Raw genomic sequence first — 19,569 nt, 5'->3', positions numbered from 1 at the left:
CTAACCACTTGCAGCCGCATCTCTCCTATAGGCCCGCATAAACAACCCCACCACCTCCTGCACATGGGCTTCGGCGGCTTCCTCACTCAGTTGCCCGCCGCAGCCATACAGCAGGCAGAAGTTCGCGGTGCCCTTGAGCAGGCAGAAGAAGTGCTCGGCTGCCGTAAGCGGTCTGTCGATGCTCAGCGCGCCGCTCTGGTCGATCTTGCCGAGCAGGCGCTCCATGCCCTGGAGCATCCGCATGGGCCCGGCTTCGAAGAAGATCTGTGAGAGTTTCACGTCCTGATTGCCGGTGGTCATCATCAGGCGATGCAGGTTAACCGACTCTTCGCTGTTGATCAGTCGATGGAACCCCCGGGCGATATTCAACAATACCGTTTCCACCGGCATGCCTTGGGGCAGTTCGAAGTACATCACCGGCAACTGTTCCTCGCACTTGGCCACCACGGCGGCGGTGAACAAGGTTTCTTTGTCGGTGAAGTGGCTGTAGACGGTCAGTTTCGATACGCCGGCCTCAAGGGCCACGGCATCCATGCTGGTGTTGGCGTAGCCGTTGCTCAAGAACAGGATTTTCGCTGCCGAGAGGATAGCCTGGCGTTTTGCCATGTCCTTGGGACGCCCGGGGCTATTGGTGCTTACACGATTGTCGGACATTTCTACCTTTAATACTGGACTGGCGAGTTTGGTATTAATAACATACCGGCCAGTATAATTATTCCTAGCTCCATTTGCGAAAGGTCCTTCAGCATGCGCAGCACTTTCCTGCCCTTTGCGTTGCCTGTCTGCCTGGTCTTCCTGTTGGCCGCCTGCGGCCAGGAAGAAGCGGTCCAGACCACCGTCCGCCCGGCCATGGTGGTGCAGCCGCAACCCTCGGCGCAGTCGACGGACAGCTACCCCGGTGAAGTACGCGCGCGCTATGAGCCGGACCTGGCCTTTCGCATCGGTGGCAAAGTCAGCAAGCGTCTGGTGGAGGAGGGCGAGCGGGTCAAGACCAACCAGGCACTGGCGGAACTTGACCCTCAGGATGTGCGCCTGCAACTGGAGGCCGCCCGTGCCCAGGTCGCCGCTGCCGAGGCCAACCTGCGCCTGGTACGCGCTGAGCGTGATCGCTACAAGACCCTGATGGACCGTCAGATGGTCAGCCGTTCCCAGTACGACAATTCCGAAAACCTTTACCGTTCCGGTGAAGCGCGCCTCAAGCAGATCAAGGCCGAGTTCGACGTGGCCAGTAACCAGGCCGGTTACGCCGTATTGCGCGCCCCTCAGGATGGCGTCGTCGCCAAGCGCGCGGTGGAAGTCGGCCAAGTGGTCTCCGCTGGCCAGACCGTGTTCACCCTGGCCACCGATGGCGAGCGCGAAGTGCTTATCAGCCTGCCCGAACAAGGGTTTGGTCGCTTCAAGATCGGTCAACCGGTCGCGGTGGAATTGTGGAGCCAGCCGGGCCAGCGTTTCACCGGGCGCATCCGTGAACTGTCGCCTGCGGCTGATCCAAAATCGCGCACCTTCGCCGCTCGCGTTGCCTTCACCGGCGGCACAGTCGCGGCGGAACTGGGGCAAAGCGCTCGCGTATTCATACAGGCCGACGGCGTTATTCCGCTGTCGGTACCGCTGTCTGCCCTGAGTGCGGAGAACGGTGCGTCCTACGTCTGGCGTGTAGAGCCGGACAACACCCTCAAGCGCACGCCGGTACGCATCGGCGCCTTTGGCGAAAAAACCGTGCCGGTGCTGGAAGGCTTGACCCCCAACGACTGGGTGGTCGCAGCAGGCGTGCATGTGCTCCACGAGGGCCAGCAAGTGCGCGCGGTGGATGGCTCCAACCGTATAGTGAACCTGGCGGCCAAGGAGTAGTCCCCGATGGCTTTCAATCTTTCCGAATGGGCGTTGCGTAACCGCCAGATTGTACTGTTCCTGATGATCCTGCTGGCTGTGGTCGGTACTTTGTCCTATACCAAACTGGGGCAAAGCGAAGATCCACCGTTTACCTTCAAGGCCATGGTGATCAAGACCAACTGGCCCGGCGCTACGGCCCAGGAAGTCTCGCGCCAGGTCACCGAGCGTATCGAGAAAAAACTGATGGAGACCGGCGAATACGAGCGCATTGTCTCTTTCTCTCGCCCGGGCGAGTCCACCGTCACCTTCATTGCGCGCGACTCCATGCACTCTGTGCAGATTCCTGAGTTGTGGTACCAGGTGCGCAAGAAGATCAGGGACATCCGGCAGACCTTGCCGCCGGATATCCAGGGGCCGTTTTTCAACGACGAGTTCGGTACCACCTTCGGCAATATCTACGCCCTGACCGGCGACGGCTTCGACTATGCCGTACTCAAGGACTACGCCGACCGCATCCAGATTCAGCTGCAACGGGTGGCGGATGTGGGCAAGGTCGAGTTACTTGGCCTACAGGATGAGAAGATCTGGATCGAGCTGTCCAACCTCAAGCTCGCCACCCTTGGCCTGCCGTTGGCCGCTGTGCAGCAGGCGTTGCAGGAGCAGAACGCGGTCTCCACTGCCGGCTTCTTTGAAACCCCGAGCGAGCGTGTGCAACTGCGCGTGTCGGGTAATTTCAAGACGGTGGAAGAAATCCGCGACTTTCCTATTCGTGTCGCTGATCGAACCTTCCGCATCGGTGATGTTGCCGATATTCACCGCGGCTTCAACGATCCACCGGCGCCGCGCATGCGTTACATGGGGGCGGATGCTATCGGACTGGCCGTGGCCATGCGCGACGGTGGCGACATCCTGGTGCTGGGCAAGGCTCTCGAAGGCGAATTCGCACGCTTGCAAAAGAACCTTCCGGCGGGCATGGAGCTGCGCAAGGTGTCAGACCAACCGGCAGCGGTGAAAACCGGTGTCGGCGAATTCGTGCAGGTGTTGGCCGAGGCATTGGCGATTGTCTTGCTGGTGAGTTTCTTCTCCCTCGGCATACGCACTGGCATGGTCGTAGCACTGGCGATTCCGCTGGTGCTGGCGATGACCTTTGCCACCATGTATTACCTCGGCATCGGCCTGCACAAGATTTCCCTCGGTGCGTTGGTGCTGGCCCTTGGCTTGCTGGTGGATGATGCGATCATTGCCGTGGAAATGATGGCAATCAAAATGGAGCAGGGCTACGACCGGCTCAAGGCGGCCAGTTTTGCCTGGACCAGCACCGCCTTCCCGATGCTCACCGGCACGCTGATCACGGCGGCCGGCTTCCTGCCGATTGCCACCGCGCAGTCGAGCACAGGTGAATACACACGCTCGATCTTCCAGGTGGTGACCATCGCGTTGCTCGCCTCATGGATCGCCGCCGTGGTGTTTGTGCCGTACCTGGGGGAAAAACTCCTGCCGGACCTGGCGAAGATTCACGCGGCCAAACATGGCATCGATGGCCCGGATCCCTACGGTACGCCGTTTTACCAACGTGTAAGACGTTTGGTGGAGTGGTGCGTGCGTCGGCGCAAAACCGTGATTGTCCTGACGTTGCTGCTGTTTATCGGCTCGGTGGGGTTGTTTCGCTTTGTGCCGCAACAGTTCTTCCCGGCCTCAGGCCGCCTGGAATTGATGGTCGACCTGAAACTGGCCGAAGGCGCTTCCCTGAGCAACACCGCCGACCAGGTCAAGCGCCTGGAAGCCTTGCTCAAGGAACACGCCGGCATTGATAACTATGTGGCCTACGTCGGCACCGGTTCGCCGCGTTTCTACCTGCCACTGGACCAGCAACTGCCAGCGGCCAGTTTTGCGCAGTTCGTGGTGTTGGCTAAGACCATCGAGGGCCGCGAAAGCCTGCGCACCTGGCTGATCGAAACCCTCAACGAACAATTCCCCGACCTGCGCTCACGCGTTACCCGCCTGGAAAATGGCCCTCCCGTGGGCTATCCGGTGCAGTTTCGCGTAACCGGCGAACACATCGAGGAAGTCCGCGCCCTTGCGCGGAAAGTCGCTGCCAAGGTTCGCGAAAATACCCATGTGGTCAATGTGCACCTGGACTGGGAAGAGCCGAGCAAGATCGTCTACCTCAATATCGACCAGGACCGCGCCCGCGCCCTCGGTGTCAGTACCGCCAACCTGTCGAAATTCCTGCAAAGCTCACTGACCGGTTCCAGCGTCAGTCAATACCGGGAGGACAACGAGTTGATCGAAATTCTCCTGCGCGGCACCGTCCACGAGCGCACCGAGTTGTCGCTGCTGCCCAGCCTGGCGGTACCGACTGACAACGGTAAAAGCGTGGCCCTGTCGCAGATCGCCACCCTCGAATACGGCTTTGAAGAGGGCATTATCTGGCACCGCAACCGCTTGCCGACGGTGACCGTGCGCGCCGATATCTACGGCAAGGAACAACCGGCAACGTTGGTCCAGCAAATCCTGCCAACCCTTGAGGGTGTGCGCGCCGAATTGCCGGATGGCTACCTGCTGGAAGTCGGTGGCACCGTCGAAGACTCCGCCCGCGGGCAGAACTCGGTGAAGGCCGGCGTGCCGCTGTTTATCGTGGTGGTGCTGACCTTGCTGATGCTGCAATTGCGCAGCTTCTCACGCACGGCGATGGTGTTTCTGACCGCGCCGTTGGGCCTGATTGGCGTGACGCTGTTCCTGCTGGTGTTCCGCCAGCCCTTCGGCTTCGTGGCCATGCTCGGGACCATCGCGTTGTCTGGGATGATCATGCGCAACTCGGTGATCCTGGTGGACCAGATCGAACAGGACATCAAGGCCGGGCTGGCGCCGTGGCAGGCAATTATCGAAGCCACCGTACGGCGTTTCCGCCCGATTGTGCTGACCGCCCTGGCGGCGGTGCTGGCGATGATCCCGCTGTCACGCAGCGTGTTCTTCGGGCCGATGGCAGTGGCGATCATGGGTGGCTTGATCGTGGCGACGGCGTTGACTCTGTTGTTCTTGCCGGCGCTCTACGCGGCGTGGTTCAAGGTTCGGAAGGCGGCATAGAGGGGTAAGGGCCAATATTTGAGTGTCGAAACGGGTGGCAGGAGCCGGGAACGCTTCCTGCATTCCTGCCACTTAGAGACTACCTGGTCACAGGTATGGATTTGTCGATGTCAGTTGTTGACGACAACGGTAAATGGACTCATCTCTTTGGACTTAAGGAATACTTTATGTTTTTTTGCCCCTTCAAGTGCTTTTTTTCTGCGCTGTCGATGCCTCAAAGACCCCCGGTAAGCGGTCCTTGCCCGCAAGAGCCGCCCCCCCGACCTTGCCCGCCGCCGTCCCGGCCTTGCTACGCAAAACCGCCTAGCCCTTGCTGGCCTGAGCCCAGTCCCGCGAGGCCACTCCCTTGTTCAATGCGTTCGGCCGAGCCGCCCATGAGTATTGGTTATGGCGTGGCAACAACGACGACTTTTGTCGTGGGCGCTTTCCTGTAGTTGTCTGGTTTAACCGCTGGAACGAATCTGCATGCCCTCCCGGTGAGGGCATCTTGCGGGTACTTGCAGTAGACTTCGCGAGTTTGATGATGGCCACTGTCGCCGGGCCATCCATGTTGACGCGTCAGTTTCGATGGGGGGAACGACTTTGGGTCGTCACTCTTGAGGAAAACCTGCATGTTCGCCTGCATTCCAGCCCTGATGTTGCTACTGCTTGCCCCCGGTCCCACCAATACCTTGCTGTTTCGTGCCGGCGTATTGTTTGGCTATCGTGCGTCCTGGTGGTTGGCATTTGTCGAGTGCCTGGCTTACGTGCTTCAGGTTTCGATATGGGGTGTTGCACTGCTCTACCTGGCGGCCTATTCGCCTTGGGCGTCGAAGTTCACGCAATTGGCGGCGGCCGGATACCTGCTGTATGTCTCGTACAAGCTCTGGCAACGCAAAAACAGCACCGTCGACCCTGGCCGTGACCGCCTCAGTGGGTGGAGTTTTTTCTGGTTGACACTGATGAACCCCAAGGGGCTGTTGATCGTGTCGTTTATTGCGCCGGCCGGCACCTTTGCCGCATGGCATGGCTATGCCGGGTTCATGGCCACACTGGCATTGGTGGTGATACCGGTAGGGTCTGCGTGGATCGTATTCGGCAGTCGCTTCGAAGGGCTGCAAAAAGCCTGGCTGACACCCTTGAAGATCAACCGTGCGACGGCGCTGGCCTTGGGGGGCTTTGCAACGTTGACGGTGGGGCGATTGGCTGAGTCGGTACTGCATTGAAGAAAGGCATGTCTCAATTTTCGTGGTTATTGAGATAGGTGGGGTTTTCTGCTGTACTCAAGTCTCAGAAATCAAAAATTGAGATTTTGATGATTAAACTGCCACCCAAGGTGCCGGAACGGGTTTTTGTTCTCATTGGCCAGGAGCCCCATCTTCAACATCTATCTGACTATATGAAGCTGTCTCAGCCAACAGACATTCGGGGCCGCTATTTGCACTTTGATCAGCTACGCCACCGTTTTCCTCAGCACTTGGATCAAGCGATATGCTGGGGGATCGTAAAGTACGAGCGCTCCCGTCTGTATCAGAAAATAGTGCCCTTAGGTACGCCTGAGGTCTGGTGCAACTTTGTATTAACGCCAACCGCACAACGCGTGGTCTCCACGGTCGACAGATATGCCTCGACTGCCGCACTTGAGTACATGAGCAGCAAGGTCGGGAAGGCTGCTCATATAAAGTATTTGCTCAACGACCTGATTGAAGATGAGGCCATCAGTAGCAGCCAGTTGGAGGGCGCGGCAACCACGACGCTCGTTGCAAAAGATATGTTGAAGCGAGAGCGACTGCCCAGAACGCCAGATGAAAAAATGATCATCGGCAATTACCGAATGATGCGTTTCGCTTGGGATAAGAGAAACGAGCCGCTAAGTGTGGAGTTGATCGCGGACATGCACGAAGTAGGTGTTCAGGGCATTGACGATGATAAATATTCTCCTGGCAGCTTTCGTTTAAACGATGAGGTGGTTGTCCAGGATGGTGATGGCAATGTTGTGCATTCGCCACCTCCCGCAGAAGGGATCATCACTCGGCTGGAGCGGTTGGCTGATTGGATCAATACTTGTCACGACGATGCTACGGCCACCCGCTACCTGCATCCACTGATCAAAGGCATTTCTCTGCACTTTGCCTTGGGTTACGAGCATCCCTTTCGGGATGGCAATGGTCGTGTTGCGCGTGCGTTGTTTTATTGGTTCATGTTTAAAAGCGATTACGCGGCATTCAGGTATATCTCCATCAGTGTCTTGCTGAAGAATGCGGCTGTTCAATACGGTATGTCTTATCTGTATACGGAGACGGATGAACTCGATCTGACTTACTTCATCGACTATCAGTGCTCCATCGTGCAACGCGCAGTTGATGGATTTAAGCAGTCTTACGAGATAAGTGTCCGAGAGGCCGAGGCGTTTGAGCGTTGGTTATGGGAGTCAGGACTTTATAAGGAACTGAATGAGAAACAAAAGACGGTATTTCAGGTCGCCAAGAGCGGTACCGCCAAACAGTTCACAGCCGTCAATGTGAAGGAAAATCTAGGCTGTTCTTACAATACGGCATCGGCCGTGCTGAACGGTCTAGTCGACTTGAATATATTTGTCAAAAAGAAGGTTGGCCGCGAATGGTTCTTTTCAATGCGAGATCAAGCAGAAATACAAAAGAACTGGTTAAAGGCTTCTCATTGAGCGGCTTCCCAATGCCCACGTCTCGCTGAAACGTGGGCATCACAGCTATTACAAGGCGCCAAACACCTTCTTCGCCAGGCTGGTCGCCGCAGCCGCCGGGTTCTTGCGAATCGTCTCTTCCTGCTGCGCAATCATCTTGAACAAACCATCCAGCGCCTGTTCGGTCACGTAGCTTTCGACGTTGGCGCTCTTGGCATCCACGGCGCCAAATGCGGCGGCCTTGCCTGCCAGGGCGTTGTACTGCTGGGCCACGCCCACCTTGTCGGTAGCGGCCTTGACGATCGGCAGGAACTTGGCGCGGATGGCTTCGCGGCTGCTTTTGTTCAGGTACTGGGTGGCGGAGTCCTGGCCGCCGCTGAGGATGCCCTTGGCGTCGGTCACGCTCATGTTCTTCACCGCGTTGACCAGGATCGGCTGGGCCTGGGTCACGGCGGTTTCAGCGGCTTTGTTCATGCTGTCTTCCAACTGCGTGACCTGGTCACCCATGCCGAACATTTTCAGCTTGTCGGCGACTTTGCCCAGCTTGCCCGGCAGGCCGATCTTCACTTCAGGGTTGTTGCTGAAACCGCCGGGTACACCCAGTTGTTTCACGGCGATCTGTGCGCCTTGGGTCAGGGCGTCCTTGAGGCCGCCGCTGGCGTCGCCCTGGGACAGGCTACTGAGGTCCAGGGCCATGGCATTGGCGCCGAACAGCAGGCCGGCACACAGGGCAGTGAGGCGAAGGGAGTTGCGGAGCATGGGAGCGTCCTTATGTTCGAGTTCAGGGTGCTACGGCGTTCACGCGCACGCGCAGCGGCTGTGGATCCTGGCCGTTGAGCTGCACCGTGTGCCGTTCGGTGGTGATAAACAGTAGCTTGCCATCCAGCTCGATGCGAGCGCTCACCGAATAACTGTGGCCTGGCTTGACCTGTGCGGGGTCGTAGGTCAGGTGAAACGGCAGCGGCACCTGGCCTTTGACCGGGCCTTTCTGCTCGGCCAACGTCACCGCAGGCGCATCCGCCAGGGACACGTCCTGCAGGCTCACGCTCAAGGTGGCGGCGGGCGGCAGGGCAATGCGTTGCAGGTAGAACACCTCGCCGTCGAGGCTGGCCTTGGGCGCTGGATGCATGGATTGGCAGGCTCCGAGCAGGGCGGTGAGGCCCAGGAGAATGATCTTTTTCATGGTGCAGCTCCTTTTCAACGGCGCCAGCATCCAACTGGCGCCTTGTTCAATCTAGCGTGTTTCTTCCGCTTCCACCGGCGCTTCGGCTGCGCCATCCACACGGTGCAGGGCCACCTGGCGGATCGACAGGCGAATCTCCGCGGGCAACACGCGCTTGGCCGCGCCTTCGGCCAGTTCGCCGAGCAGGTCGTGGTAGCTCAACTTGCCGGCCTCGTCGCGACGCAGCACATCTTGTTCCAGCAAGGTCTGGATGAAATGTCGGAAAAGGCTCTTGTCGAAGAATTCCGGGGCGTTGAGGCCATGCAGGATCGACAGGCGCTGGGCCATGATCGTGCACAGGTCTTCCAGTTCTTCGGCGCTGATGCTGTTCTGGCCGCTGTTGAGCAGCAGCGAGATCGCCATGTAGAAGCGTTGCAGGGTCTGGGCGATGGTCTTGGACAGCAGGGTCAGCAGTACGAAGTGTCGCGAGCTTGGTGCCGGGCGCAGGAACACATTGTTTTCGAAGCGCAGCAGGCCTTGTTCGACGAACGCGTCCAGCCATTGATCGACCACCGTATCCAACTCTTCCAGCGACCAGCGGATAAACAGCTCCGATTGCAGGTACGGGTACAGCGCGTGGGTATAGCGCAGGATCTGCTCGCGGCTCATCCGCGAGCTGCTCTGGAAGAAGCTGGCCAGCAGCGCCGGCAGGGCGAAGATGTGCAGTACGTTGTTGCGGTAGTAGGTCATCAGGACGGCGTTCTGCTCGTCCAGGTACAGAATCTTGCCCAAGGCATCGCTCTGTTCCGACAGCAGGTCCATGTCCTTGACGTGCTTGATCAGCGCCAGGCCGTCGCCTTCGGGCAAGGTGGTGTGGGGCGAATAAGGCACGCGGCGCAGCAGCGCCAGGTACAGGTCCAACTGGCGGGCCATGGCCTGTTCATCCAGGGCCAGGCGCGTGGTCGACAGCAGCGCCAGGGCCACCAGGTTCACCGGGTTCACGGCGGCGGCTTCGTTCAAGTGGCGGGCCACCTGTTCGCCGAGGCGATTGGTGGTTTCGTTGAGCCAGGCCGGTTTGTAGTTCGGGCCCAGTTCCTGGCTGCGCCAGTCCGGTTGCTCGGCGTCGAGGAACTCGGCCAGCTTGATCGGCTCGCCGAAGTTGACCGCGACCTGGCCAAAGCGCTGCTTGAGCGCGCCGACCACTTTGAAAATATCGAAGATCGACTCTTTCTTCTTGCTCGCACCCCGCAGCTCACCGAGGTAGGTGCGGCCTTCGAGCACGCGCTCATAGCCGATATACACCGGCACGAACACGATCGGCATGCGCGAGGAGCGCAGGAAACTGCGCAGCGTAATCGCCAGCATCCCGGTCTTCGGCTGCAGCATGCGCCCGGTGCGCGAGCGCCCGCCTTCGACGAAGTACTCCACCGGGAAGCCCTTGGTGAACAAGGTGTGCAGGTATTCGTTGAACACCGAGGTGTACAGCGGGTTGCCCTTGAAGGTGCGGCGCATGAAAAACGCACCGCCACGGCGCAACAGGCTGCCGATTACCGGCATGTTCAGGTTGATGCCGGCGGCGATATGCGGCGGGGTCAGGCCGTTCTTGAACAGCAGGTAGGACAGCAGCAGGTAGTCGATATGGCTGCGGTGGCAAGGCACATAAATTACCTCGTAGCCCTGGGCAACCTGTTGCACGCCCTCGATGTTATTGACCTTGATGCCGTCGTAGATCTTGTTCCAGAACCAGCTCAACACCACTTCCAGGAAGCGGATCGCGGTGTAGGTGTAGTCCGAGGCGATCTCGTTGCCGTAGCGCAGGGCCAGGGCCTTGGCTTTTTCCGGGCTGATTTTTTCCCGTTCGGCTTCGTCAAGGATGGCCTGGCGCACCAATGGCATGTTGACCAGGCCTTTCACCAGATTGCGCCGGTGGGACAAATCGGGGCCGATCACCGCCGTCTTCAGGTTACGAAAGTGCACGCGCAGGATACGTTGGGCCATGCGCACGGTGCGTTCGTGGCCTTTATTGTGCTCGATCAATTCACGCAGGTTGATGGGCGCGGAGAATTGCACGCGGGTCTTGCGCCCCAGGATCAGGATGCTCAACAACCGGCGTAGACGCCCAGTGACCGCCCAGCTGTCGGCAAACAGCAGTTTCCACGGGCTGGACTCGCTCGCAGGGGTTTGTCCCCAGAACACGCTGACCGGAATGATTTGTGCATTCTCTTCGGCGTGTTCGCTGAGGGTGTTGACCAGGCGGGTCAGGGTCGGCGGCGCGCCGCGCTTGTCCTGACGCCCCAGCCAGTCCGGCTCGGGCGTGAGGTAGAAGAACGCCGCGGGTTCCATCAGCGGGCCTACCGATACCGGCAGTACCGGGCGCGGCAGGCCGGCCTTGGTGCACTCGGCATCGACCACGGCCAATTCGGTGAGGGAGGGCGATTGCAGGACGTAAAACACCGGCCGGCTGCGGTCCAGGTTGAGGGTAAGGGACGACTGGTTGATCGTCTCCGAGCGAACCCAGAGGTACAACAGTCGGCGCAAGGTGCCAAACACCAGACGGCGGAACGGGGAGCGGGTCATAGGCGAGCTGCTTCAAGTGGGAAAAACCGAGCAGGCGCTCGGGCGGGTAGTGTGCCGTATTCGCCGAAAATCGGCAAAAAAGCAGCGATGTAAACTTGAGTTGATCGTTTTTGAGCCTGTCTTATACTCGGCAGTTCAACGCGATCGGCTCAACAATAACAATCAAGTGGGAGTGAACAGATGGCAACGCGCGAGACAGGCAATGTGAAGTGGTTCAACGACGCCAAGGGCTATGGCTTTATCCAGCGTGAAGATGGCAAGGATGTGTTTGTGCACTACCGCGCCATTCGCGGCGACGGCCACCGTTCGTTGGCCGAGGGCCAGCAAGTGGAATACGCCGTGGTAAGCGGCGAGAAGGGGTTGCAGGCGGAGGATGTGGTCGGCCTGTAGGCCGAGCGGCAAGCTACAAGCTGCAAGCGCTATGACTTGCAGCTTGCAGCTTGAAGCTGCTTTTTAAGCTGTTTTCCAGGTGATCTGCTCTTCACCGTCCGCGCTGATGCGGATCCAGGTGTCGGCGCTTTCCTCACCTTCTTCCTCGATCCAGCTACCCGGTGCGCAACGTACTTCAACATTCAGCGCAGCAAACGCAGCGCGGGCACAGGCAATGTCGTCTTCCCACGGTGTCTGGTCACTTTCCAGGTACAGGCTGTTCCACTTGCCTACGGCTTTCGGCAGCCAGGTGACGGGCACATTGCCGGCCTTGCACTTGTAGGTCTGGCCACGTTGGACCCAGTCGCTGCAAGGGCCCAGGGCAGCGCCCAGCCAGGCGGCGATGGCTTTGTAGTCGACGTCGGCGTCCTTCAGGTAAATCTCGATATCGGGTTGGCGCATGGATATTCCTCGTTGCGGGATTCGAAAATCCATTCGCGGATGGTTAAAAGTCGGTTATTGAAGCACGAAATAATCGTAGCGCATCGACACCGTGACCAGCAGCGGCTCGGCCGCCTCGATCACCTCGGCACGGCGCTCGGCACTGGCGCGCCAGCCGTGAGGGGTCATGGCCAGCAGGTTGGCGCGGTCCCGGGGCTCGGCCAGGCTCAAGGTGAATTCCAGGGTTTCGCTGTGGGCCAGGCTCATGCCGTCCGGCACCAGGGCCAGGTGCTTGTCGTCGGTGTACTCGCGCACTTCGTCGTACAGGCGCTCGCGCAGTTCCATAAGGTGGCCGCTGGTCGGGCCGACCTTCATCAGGCCGCCGCCGGGACTGAGCAGGCGCCTGGCCTCTTGCCAATCCAACGGGCTGAACACACTGGCGAGGAACTGGCAGCTGGCGTCGGCCAACGGCACGCGGGCCATGCTGGCGATCAACCAGGTCAGCGCCGGGTCGCGTTTGCACGCGCGCTTGACCGCTTCCTTGGAAATGTCCAGCGCGTAGCCATCGGCATGGGGCAGGGCCGCGGCGATTTGCGCGGTGTAGTAACCCTCGCCGCAACCGATGTCCACCCAGCGCTGAGGTGCGCGTTCGGCGGCCAGCTCGGCCAGGCGCTTGGCCACCGGGGCGTAGTGCCCGGCGTTGAGAAAGTCACGGCGCGCCTCGACCATGGCCAGGTTGTCGCCCGGGTCGCGGCTGTTCTTGTGCTGCACCGGCAGCAGGTTCAGGTAACCCTGGCGCGCGCGGTCGAAACGGTGCCCGGCCGGGCACGCCACGCCATTGTCCACCGCGTTGAGCGGGGCGCTGCAAATCGGGCAGGCCAGCATCAGGCGAGCAACTTGATCAGGGTCTGGTAATAGATTTCGGTCAGCACGTCGAGGTCGCTGGCCAGGATCCGCTCGTTGACCTGGTGGATCGTCGCGTTCACCGGGCCCAACTCGACCACCTGGGTGCCAAGGGTCGCGATGAAGCGCCCATCGGAGGTACCGCCACTGGTGGAGGCCTGGGTCTCACGCCCGGTGATCGCCTTGATGCTGGCCGACACCGCATCGAGCAACGCGCCCGGCTCGGTGAGGAACGGCAGGCCCGACAGCGCCCACTCCACATGCCAGTCCAGGCCATGCTTGTCGAGAATCGCCGCAACGCGCTGTTGCAGGCCTTCGACAGTGGATTCGGTGGAAAAACGGAAGTTGAACACCGCCGTCAGGTCACCCGGAATCACGTTGGTGGCGCCGGTGCCAGAGTTGAGGTTGGAGATCTGGAAGCTGGTCGGCGGGAAGAAGGCGTTGCCGTTGTCCCAGTGCTCGGCGGCCAGTTCGGCCAGGGCCGGTGCGGCCAGGTGGATCGGGTTCTTCGCCAGGTGCGGGTAGGCCACATGGCCCTGTACGCCGCGCACGGTCAGGGTGGCGCCGAGGGAGCCGCGACGGCCGTTCTTGACCACGTCACCCACCAGGGTGGTGCTCGACGGTTCGCCGACGATGCACCAGTCCAGGCGCTCCTTGCGCGCGGCCAGGCGTTCGATCACGGCCTTGGTGCCATGGTGCGCCGGGCCTTCCTCATCGCTGGTGATCAGGAACGCGACCGAGCCCTTGTGGTCCGGGTAGTCGCTGACGAAGCGCTCGGCCGCCACCAGCATGGCGGCCAGACTGCCCTTCATGTCGGCCGCGCCACGCCCGCAGAGCATGCCGTTTTCGTCGATCAATGCGTCGAACGGGTCGTTCTGCCAGGCTTGCACCGGACCGGTGGGAACCACGTCGGTGTGGCCGGCGAAGCACAGCACCGGGCCGTCGTGCTTGCCATGGGTGGCCCAGAAGTTATCCACGTCCTCGATGCGCATCGGCTCCAGCGCAAAACCGGCGTCGCCCAGGCGCTGCATCATCAGCTTCTGGCAATCGGCGTCGATCGGCGTGACCGAGGGGCGACGGATCAGGTCGATGGCAAGTTGAAGGGTCGGCGAAAGGTCGGCATGGGCCGTCATGGGAAAACTCCGGGAAGCATGTCTGGAAGAGCAGGGCGGGCGGACAAAACGGCCGTTATCTTATAGCAAAACGGCGGCCAGAGGCCGCCGTTTAGTGCATTGCGCAAGTTTTTAAGCCACGGGTGCAGGCTCAGGTGCCACGGCTGGTTTCGGCAGCGACGACAGGAACGCCATGATCAACGCCGCCACATACGGCAGCGATTGCACCAGCAGCATCACCACCCAGAAACGTATGTCATTGCTCGGCAGGCCCTGCACAAGGTAGATCCCCAGCGCCGCGCCCCACAACAGCAGCATGATGAACATTTCTTCGCGGGCTTCGGAAATCGCTACCCAGAAGCCGTGGTTATCCGCGTTTTTCGGGGTACGAAAGAACGGAATGCTGGTGGTGAAGAAGCCATACAGCACCGCCTTGGCGATGGTGTGGGACAACGCCAGGCCAGCCAGGGCGGCGCAGAACGCATCCTTGAGGTTCACACCTACCGCGCGGCGGTAGAGGAAGATGATCTTGCCCACCTTGAACACGAACAACGCCAGCGGCGGGATCGCGAAAATCAGCAGCGGCGGGTCGACCCGCGTCGGCACGATGATCATCGCCGCCGACCACAACAGCGCGCCGACGGTGAAGAAGATGTTCATGCCGTCCGCCACCCACGGCAACCAGCCCGCGAGGAAGTGGTAGCGCTGGCCACGGGTCAGCTCGGTGTCTTTGCCGCGCAGCAGGCTGGCGGTGTGACGCTTGATGATCTGGATCGCGCCATAGGCCCAGCGGAAACGCTGTTTCTTGAAGTCGATAAAGGTATCCGGCATCAGGCCCTTGCCGTAGCTGTCGTGGTAGTACGCCGCCGACAGGCCTTTCTCGAATACCCGCAGGCCGAGTTCGGCGTCTTCGCAGATGCACCAGTCGGCCCAGCCCAGTTCCTCGAGCACCGAGCGACGGGTCATGGTCATGGTGCCGTGCTGGATGATCGCGTCGCGGTCGTTACGGGTGACCATACCGATATGGAAGAAGCCTTTGTATTCGGCGTAGCAGAGCTTCTTGAAGGTGCTTTCGTTCTGATCGCGGTAGTCCTGCGGCGACTGCACCACGGCGATTTTCGGGTCGGCGAAGTGCGGCACCATGTGCTTGAGCCAGTTCGGCGACACGCAGTAGTCCGAGTCGATCACCGCGATCACTTCGGCATCCTTGGCGGTGTGCGGGATCAGGTAGTTCAGTGCACCGCCCTTGAAACCGGCCAGGGGTGCGACGTGGAAGAACTTGAAGCGCGGGCCCAGGGTTTCGCAGTAGTCGCGCACCGGTTCCCATACCGCCGGGTCCTTGGTGTTGTTGTCGATGATCAGGACTTCATAGTCCGGGTAATCGAGGGCCGCCAGGGCGTCGAGGGTCTGTTTGACCATCTCTGGCGGCTCGTTGTAGCACGGCACATGGATCGACACTTTCGGGCGGTAGTCCGATTCCCCTTCCACCGGCAGGAATTCACGCCGGCGCTTGTGGGTCCATACCGCTTCCGCCAGTTCGTGGGCTTCGGTCAGCAACACAATGAACACGCCCAGGGCGCCCAGGGCCAACAAGATGCCGACGGTCACGCTGAACCAGGTGCTGTATTGCTGGCTGTAGTCGTAGCCGATCCACACCAGTACGGAACCGCAGAGGAACGCGATAAAGGTCAGGAAGGTGCGGCCACGCTGGCGCAGGGATGAGCCGTCGATCATCAGCAGGGTCAGGGACAGCAAGGCGAGCACCACCGAGCCGATCGCCAGGACGCGCCACTGCGGGATTGCCACCACCGGCCCTTCGAAGTTGAATTTCTGCTGGCGCGCGGCGTTGTAGACGCCCCAATACGCGCCGGCCGAGCCTTCGTCGCTGACCTTCCACGGCTGGTCGAAGGCCTCGATCACGAAGTAGTTGTAGCCCTGGCGGTTCAGCTTGTTCACCAGCGTACGCAGGTAAATGGCCTGGTCTGCGGGGGACGTTTCATTCCCGCCGCGCATACGGCCGTTACTTGGCCAGCCCACTTCCGACAGCAGCAGCGGCTTTTTCGGGAACAGTTTCTTCAGGTCCCTGGCGCGGTCGAGTACGTACTGGCCGGCCTTGTCCATCGGGATGTATTCCCAGAACGGCAGGATGTGCGCGGCGATCAGGTCGACGTGCTTGGCCAGTTGCGGGTTCTTTTCCCAGATATGCCATTGCTCGGAGGTCGTCACCGGTACTTTCACGGCGCTGCGTACCCGGTCCAGCAACACGATCAGGGCTTCAGGCGTGATTTCTTCACGGAACAGCGCCTCGTTACCGACCACAACCCGCACGACACTGCGCGAGCTGTTGGCGATCTCGATGGCCCGCTGGACTTCGCGCTCGTTACGCTCCAGGTCCGGGCTGATCCAGATCCCCAGGGTTACGCGCAGGCCGAACTCTTCGGCCAGCTTGGGAATGTCCCCCAGCGTGCCGTCGACCGAGTAGGTGCGGATGTTATCCGTCAGCTTGCTCATGATCTCCAGATCGCGACGCATCTGCTCGTCGGTGGGGTACTGGTCTTTCTGCGGGTACTGGCCTTGCTGGAACGGCGAGTAGGAAAAACCGGAGATCTGCTCGGGCCAGTTGGGAGCAGTGACCGGGCGGTTGATCAGCGCCCAGAAGCCGGTGAACAGCGCGGCAATTGCCAGCACTATCACCAGGTTGAGTCCAAATTTACGCGATGCCATGGTTATGTCGGGTTCCAAAGGGTGTGGAACGAAAAGAGGTGTCGGCCTGCACCGAACGGCGCGCATCCTACACCGGCCTTTCCCTGACCGTACAGCAAGCCGAGAAAAACCGGACATTGGGCAGCGAAAGTACATCTAAGTTCTTAACTTGTAGCTTGTAGCTTAAAACTTGTCGCTGCGTAGTCCTATAATGCGCGCCGGTTTTTGGGGTAATGGTCATGAGTACAGAAGATCCGCGGTTTGCAGGCGTCGCCCGCTTGTATGGCATTGAAGGCCTGGAGCGCTTGAAAGCGGCCCATGTGGCGATCGTCGGCGTCGGTGGCGTCGGCTCGTGGGCGGCGGAAGCCATGGCCCGTTGCGGGGTGGGCGAGATTTCGCTGTTCGACCTGGACGACGTCTGCGTCAGCAACAGCAACCGCCAGCTGCACGCCTTGGACAGTACCGTGGGCAAGCCCAAGGTCGAGGTGATGGCCGAGCGCCTGCGCGCGATCAACCCGGATTGCACGGTGCATGCGGTAGCGGATTTCGTCACCCGCGACACCATGGCCGAGTACATCACGCCCAACATCGATTGCGTGATCGACTGCATCGACGCGGTTAACGCCAAGGCCGCACTGATTGCCTGGTGCAAGCGCCGCAAGATCCAGATCATCACCACCGGTGGCGCCGGTGGGCAGATCGACCCGACGCTGATCCAGGTCTGCGACCTGAACCGCACCTTTAATGATCCCTTGGCGTCGAAAGTGCGTTCCACCTTGCGCCGTGACTACGGCTTTTCCCGCACCGTGACCCGCCACTACAGCGTGCCGTGCGTGTTTTCCACCGAGCAACTGCGCTACCCCAAGCCGGATGGCAGCATCTGTTTGCAGAAGAGTTTTGTCGGTGATGGGGTGAAGCTGGACTGCGCCGGCGGGTTTGGCGCGGTGATGATGGTGACGGCGACCTTCGGCATGGTCGCGGCGACCAAGGCGGTGGACAAGATTGTGGCCGGGGTGCGCAGGCCCTCGGAACGGGTCAAACCGACCTGAGTCTCAGAACTTTAGACGGTTCAAATGTGGGAGGGGCGGTGCGACGATTCGACTTGCTCCCTCCCACATTTAGTCCTGTGTATGGCTTAGCGTCCGCATGCGCTGCAGGACTGCATTCAGCCCATTGCTGCGCGACGGCGACAGTTGACGGGAAAGCCCCAGCTGATTGAACCAGTCAGGCAAGTCGACCGCCTGCAACTCGTCCGCCGACAGCCCATTGACCCGTGCCAGCAGCAATGCCACCAAGCCACGAATCATCCGCGCATCGCTGCTCGCGGCGAACTGCCAGTGGCCATCGTGCAAGCGCCCCACCAACCACACCAGGCTCTCACAGCCCTGCACCAGGTTGGCATCGACCTTCTCCTCATCCGCCAATACGGGCAGGCGTTCACCCCACTGCATCAGCATTCGAGCGCGTTGCTCCCAGCTGCCTACTGACTGGAAGGCTTCTAGCGCAGCAATTGCAACCACCGGCAGGCTCATCGCAGCATATCCAGCGCCCGGTCCAGCGCTTCAAAGAAGCGTTCCAGGTCATCGGAATCGTTATACAGCGCCAGGGAGACGCGGATCGCCCCCGACAAGTGCATCGCCTTGAGCAGCGGCATCGCGCAATGATGGCCGGCACGTACGGCAATGCCTTGTTCGGTCAGCAGGTGCGCGAGGTCGGCGTTGTGCACGCCTTCGACCACAAAACTGACCAGCGCCGCGTGCGGCGACCCCAACACACGGACGCCATTGCGCGCGTTCAGCCCGCGCAACAGGTAGTCATGCAGGGCCGCTTCATGGGTGAGAATCGCCTGTGGGTCCAGCGAACTCAGATAGTCCAGGGTCGCGCCCAGGCCGATCACGCCGGCAATCGGCGGGGTGCCGGCTTCGAACCCCAGCGGTGCCGGGCGGAAGCTGGCGCTGTGGTAGTCGGCCTGTTGCACCATCTCGCCACCGAATTGCCAATGGCGCAGGTGATGCAGGGCTGCGTGGCTGCCGTACAGCACGCCGACGCCGTCCGGGCCGTACAGCTTATGGCTGGAAAATACATAGAAGTCGCAGCCCAGGGCCTGCACGTCGTGGCGGCCGTGGACGATGCCTTGGGCGCCATCGACCACGGTCAGGGCGCCGTGGGCCTGGGCCAGCGCCAGCAAGGCCGGCAGCGGCTGCCAGGTGCCAAGCACGTTGGACAGTTGGCTCACCGCCAGCAGGCGCGTACGCGGGCCGATCAACTCGGCGGCGGCTTGCAGGTCGGTCACGCCGTCATCGTCGAGAGGCAATACCACCAGGGTGAGCGCGCGACGCTTGGCCAGTTGCTGCCACGGCAACAGGTTGGCGTGGTGTTCCAGGGCGCTGATGACAATCTCATCGCCCGCATTGAATAAGTGCTCAAGGCTATAAGCCAGGAGGTTCAGCGCTGACGTCGCGCCGTGGGTGAACACGATTTGCCCGCTGTCACCTGCATTCAACCACTGCGCAACCTTGCTGCGACTGTCCTCGAAGGCCTGGGTCGCATGGGCGCCCGGCAAATGCTGGGCACGGTGCACATTGGCGGCGCCATTGGCGTAGTAATGGCTGATGGCATCCAGCAGGGCCTGGGGTTTTTGCGTCGTCGCGGCGTTGTCCAGGTAGGTCTGGTCTTGCCGTTGCAGGGTGGCGATGGCCGGAAAGTCGGCGCGCCAGAGGGAGGGCACAAGCATGGTGTTCAAG

At 60.7% G+C, this 19,569-nt stretch carries 16 protein-coding genes; 6 read left to right on the top strand and 10 right to left on the bottom strand.

What is annotated here, in order from left to right; all coding sequences use genetic code 11:
- Nucleotides 1-654 carry a TetR/AcrR family transcriptional regulator gene (locus Q8X51_RS03080; RefSeq protein ID WP_407693210.1) on the bottom strand — a complete coding sequence of 218 codons (654 nt, stop codon included), beginning with the start codon at nucleotides 652-654 and terminating at the stop codon, nucleotides 1-3.
- A gap of 93 nt (nucleotides 655-747) precedes the next feature.
- Here Q8X51_RS03080 and Q8X51_RS03075 point away from each other — a divergent pair, with 93 nt between their 5' ends.
- The 4 genes from Q8X51_RS03075 to Q8X51_RS03060 all read left to right on the top strand — a co-directional run bounded on the left by Q8X51_RS03075 (nucleotide 748) and on the right by Q8X51_RS03060 (nucleotide 7,579).
- Entirely contained in the window at nucleotides 748-1,848 is a 1,101-nt protein-coding gene (locus Q8X51_RS03075; protein ID WP_407693211.1) for an efflux RND transporter periplasmic adaptor subunit, read from the top strand.
- Nucleotides 1,849-1,854: 6 nt separating this feature from the next.
- On the top strand, nucleotides 1,855-4,917 hold the full coding sequence (locus Q8X51_RS03070) for an efflux RND transporter permease subunit (RefSeq protein ID WP_407693212.1): 3,063 nt from the start codon (nucleotides 1,855-1,857) through the stop codon (nucleotides 4,915-4,917).
- A 611-nt stretch (nucleotides 4,918-5,528) separates the two neighbouring features.
- The gene (locus tag Q8X51_RS03065) at nucleotides 5,529-6,122 is read left to right on the top strand and encodes a LysE family translocator (RefSeq protein WP_407693213.1); all 594 of its coding nucleotides are present in this window, start codon (nucleotides 5,529-5,531) and stop codon (nucleotides 6,120-6,122) included.
- A gap of 92 nt (nucleotides 6,123-6,214) precedes the next feature.
- On the top strand, nucleotides 6,215-7,579 hold the full coding sequence (locus Q8X51_RS03060; RefSeq protein WP_407693367.1) for a Fic family protein: 1,365 nt from the start codon (nucleotides 6,215-6,217) through the stop codon (nucleotides 7,577-7,579).
- A gap of 48 nt (nucleotides 7,580-7,627) precedes the next feature.
- Here Q8X51_RS03060 and Q8X51_RS03055 read toward each other — a convergent pair whose 3' ends face one another.
- From Q8X51_RS03055 to plsB, 3 genes are read right to left on the bottom strand one after another with little or no spacing between them, the layout of a single operon-like run.
- Nucleotides 7,628-8,317, bottom strand: coding sequence for a DUF4197 domain-containing protein (locus Q8X51_RS03055; protein WP_065926472.1), 690 nt, complete (start codon nucleotides 8,315-8,317; stop codon nucleotides 7,628-7,630).
- A 22-nt stretch (nucleotides 8,318-8,339) separates the two neighbouring features.
- Complete coding sequence (locus Q8X51_RS03050) at nucleotides 8,340-8,741, bottom strand: YbaY family lipoprotein (RefSeq protein ID WP_027604494.1); 402 nt, start codon at nucleotides 8,739-8,741, stop codon at nucleotides 8,340-8,342.
- Between the two features lie 51 nt (nucleotides 8,742-8,792).
- Complete coding sequence (gene plsB / locus Q8X51_RS03045; RefSeq protein ID WP_065926470.1) at nucleotides 8,793-11,297, bottom strand: glycerol-3-phosphate 1-O-acyltransferase PlsB; 2,505 nt, start codon at nucleotides 11,295-11,297, stop codon at nucleotides 8,793-8,795.
- Between the two features lie 180 nt (nucleotides 11,298-11,477).
- Here plsB and Q8X51_RS03040 point away from each other — a divergent pair, with 180 nt between their 5' ends.
- Nucleotides 11,478-11,687, top strand: coding sequence for a cold shock domain-containing protein (locus Q8X51_RS03040; protein ID WP_017529713.1), 210 nt, complete (start codon nucleotides 11,478-11,480; stop codon nucleotides 11,685-11,687).
- A gap of 63 nt (nucleotides 11,688-11,750) precedes the next feature.
- Here Q8X51_RS03040 and Q8X51_RS03035 read toward each other — a convergent pair whose 3' ends face one another.
- The 4 genes from Q8X51_RS03035 to Q8X51_RS03020 all read right to left on the bottom strand — a co-directional run bounded on the left by Q8X51_RS03035 (nucleotide 11,751) and on the right by Q8X51_RS03020 (nucleotide 16,846).
- Nucleotides 11,751-12,128, bottom strand: a complete 378-nt coding sequence (locus tag Q8X51_RS03035; protein ID WP_065926469.1) for a hypothetical protein — start codon at nucleotides 12,126-12,128, stop codon at nucleotides 11,751-11,753.
- A 54-nt stretch (nucleotides 12,129-12,182) separates the two neighbouring features.
- Nucleotides 12,183-12,992, bottom strand: a complete 810-nt coding sequence (locus Q8X51_RS03030) for a putative RNA methyltransferase (protein ID WP_065926468.1) — start codon at nucleotides 12,990-12,992, stop codon at nucleotides 12,183-12,185.
- Nucleotides 12,992-14,143 (bottom strand): succinyl-diaminopimelate desuccinylase, encoded by a 1,152-nt coding sequence (dapE, locus tag Q8X51_RS03025; protein WP_027604490.1) that lies wholly within the window; start codon nucleotides 14,141-14,143, stop codon nucleotides 12,992-12,994. The genes Q8X51_RS03030 and dapE overlap by 1 nt, the downstream gene beginning before the upstream one ends.
- 111 nt (nucleotides 14,144-14,254) lie before the next feature.
- A complete protein-coding gene (locus tag Q8X51_RS03020; RefSeq protein ID WP_065938763.1) occupies nucleotides 14,255-16,846 on the bottom strand; it encodes a glycosyltransferase in 2,592 nt (863 codons plus the stop codon).
- A 218-nt stretch (nucleotides 16,847-17,064) separates the two neighbouring features.
- On the opposite strand from Q8X51_RS03020, the gene tcdA reads away from it, so the two are divergent.
- Nucleotides 17,065-17,874: a tRNA cyclic N6-threonylcarbamoyladenosine(37) synthase TcdA gene (tcdA, locus tag Q8X51_RS03015; protein WP_046036662.1), complete on the top strand. Its 810-nt coding sequence runs from the start codon at nucleotides 17,065-17,067 to the stop codon at nucleotides 17,872-17,874.
- A gap of 69 nt (nucleotides 17,875-17,943) precedes the next feature.
- On the opposite strand, the gene Q8X51_RS03010 is transcribed toward tcdA, so the two are convergent.
- Together Q8X51_RS03010 and Q8X51_RS03005 are read right to left on the bottom strand one after the other, a co-directional pair.
- A complete protein-coding gene (locus tag Q8X51_RS03010; protein WP_065948849.1) occupies nucleotides 17,944-18,357 on the bottom strand; it encodes a SufE family protein in 414 nt (137 codons plus the stop codon).
- Nucleotides 18,354-19,559, bottom strand: coding sequence for an aminotransferase class V-fold PLP-dependent enzyme (locus Q8X51_RS03005; protein ID WP_407693214.1), 1,206 nt, complete (start codon nucleotides 19,557-19,559; stop codon nucleotides 18,354-18,356). Before Q8X51_RS03005 ends, Q8X51_RS03010 begins: the two co-directional genes overlap by 4 nt.
- Nucleotides 19,560-19,569 lie beyond the last annotated feature (10 nt).

The sequence above is a fragment of the Pseudomonas sp. Yb2C2 genome (assembly GCF_052112325.1).
Classification (GTDB): domain Bacteria; phylum Pseudomonadota; class Gammaproteobacteria; order Pseudomonadales; family Pseudomonadaceae; genus Aquipseudomonas; species Aquipseudomonas marginalis.
This window is presented reverse-complemented; position numbering and strand designations above follow the sequence as displayed.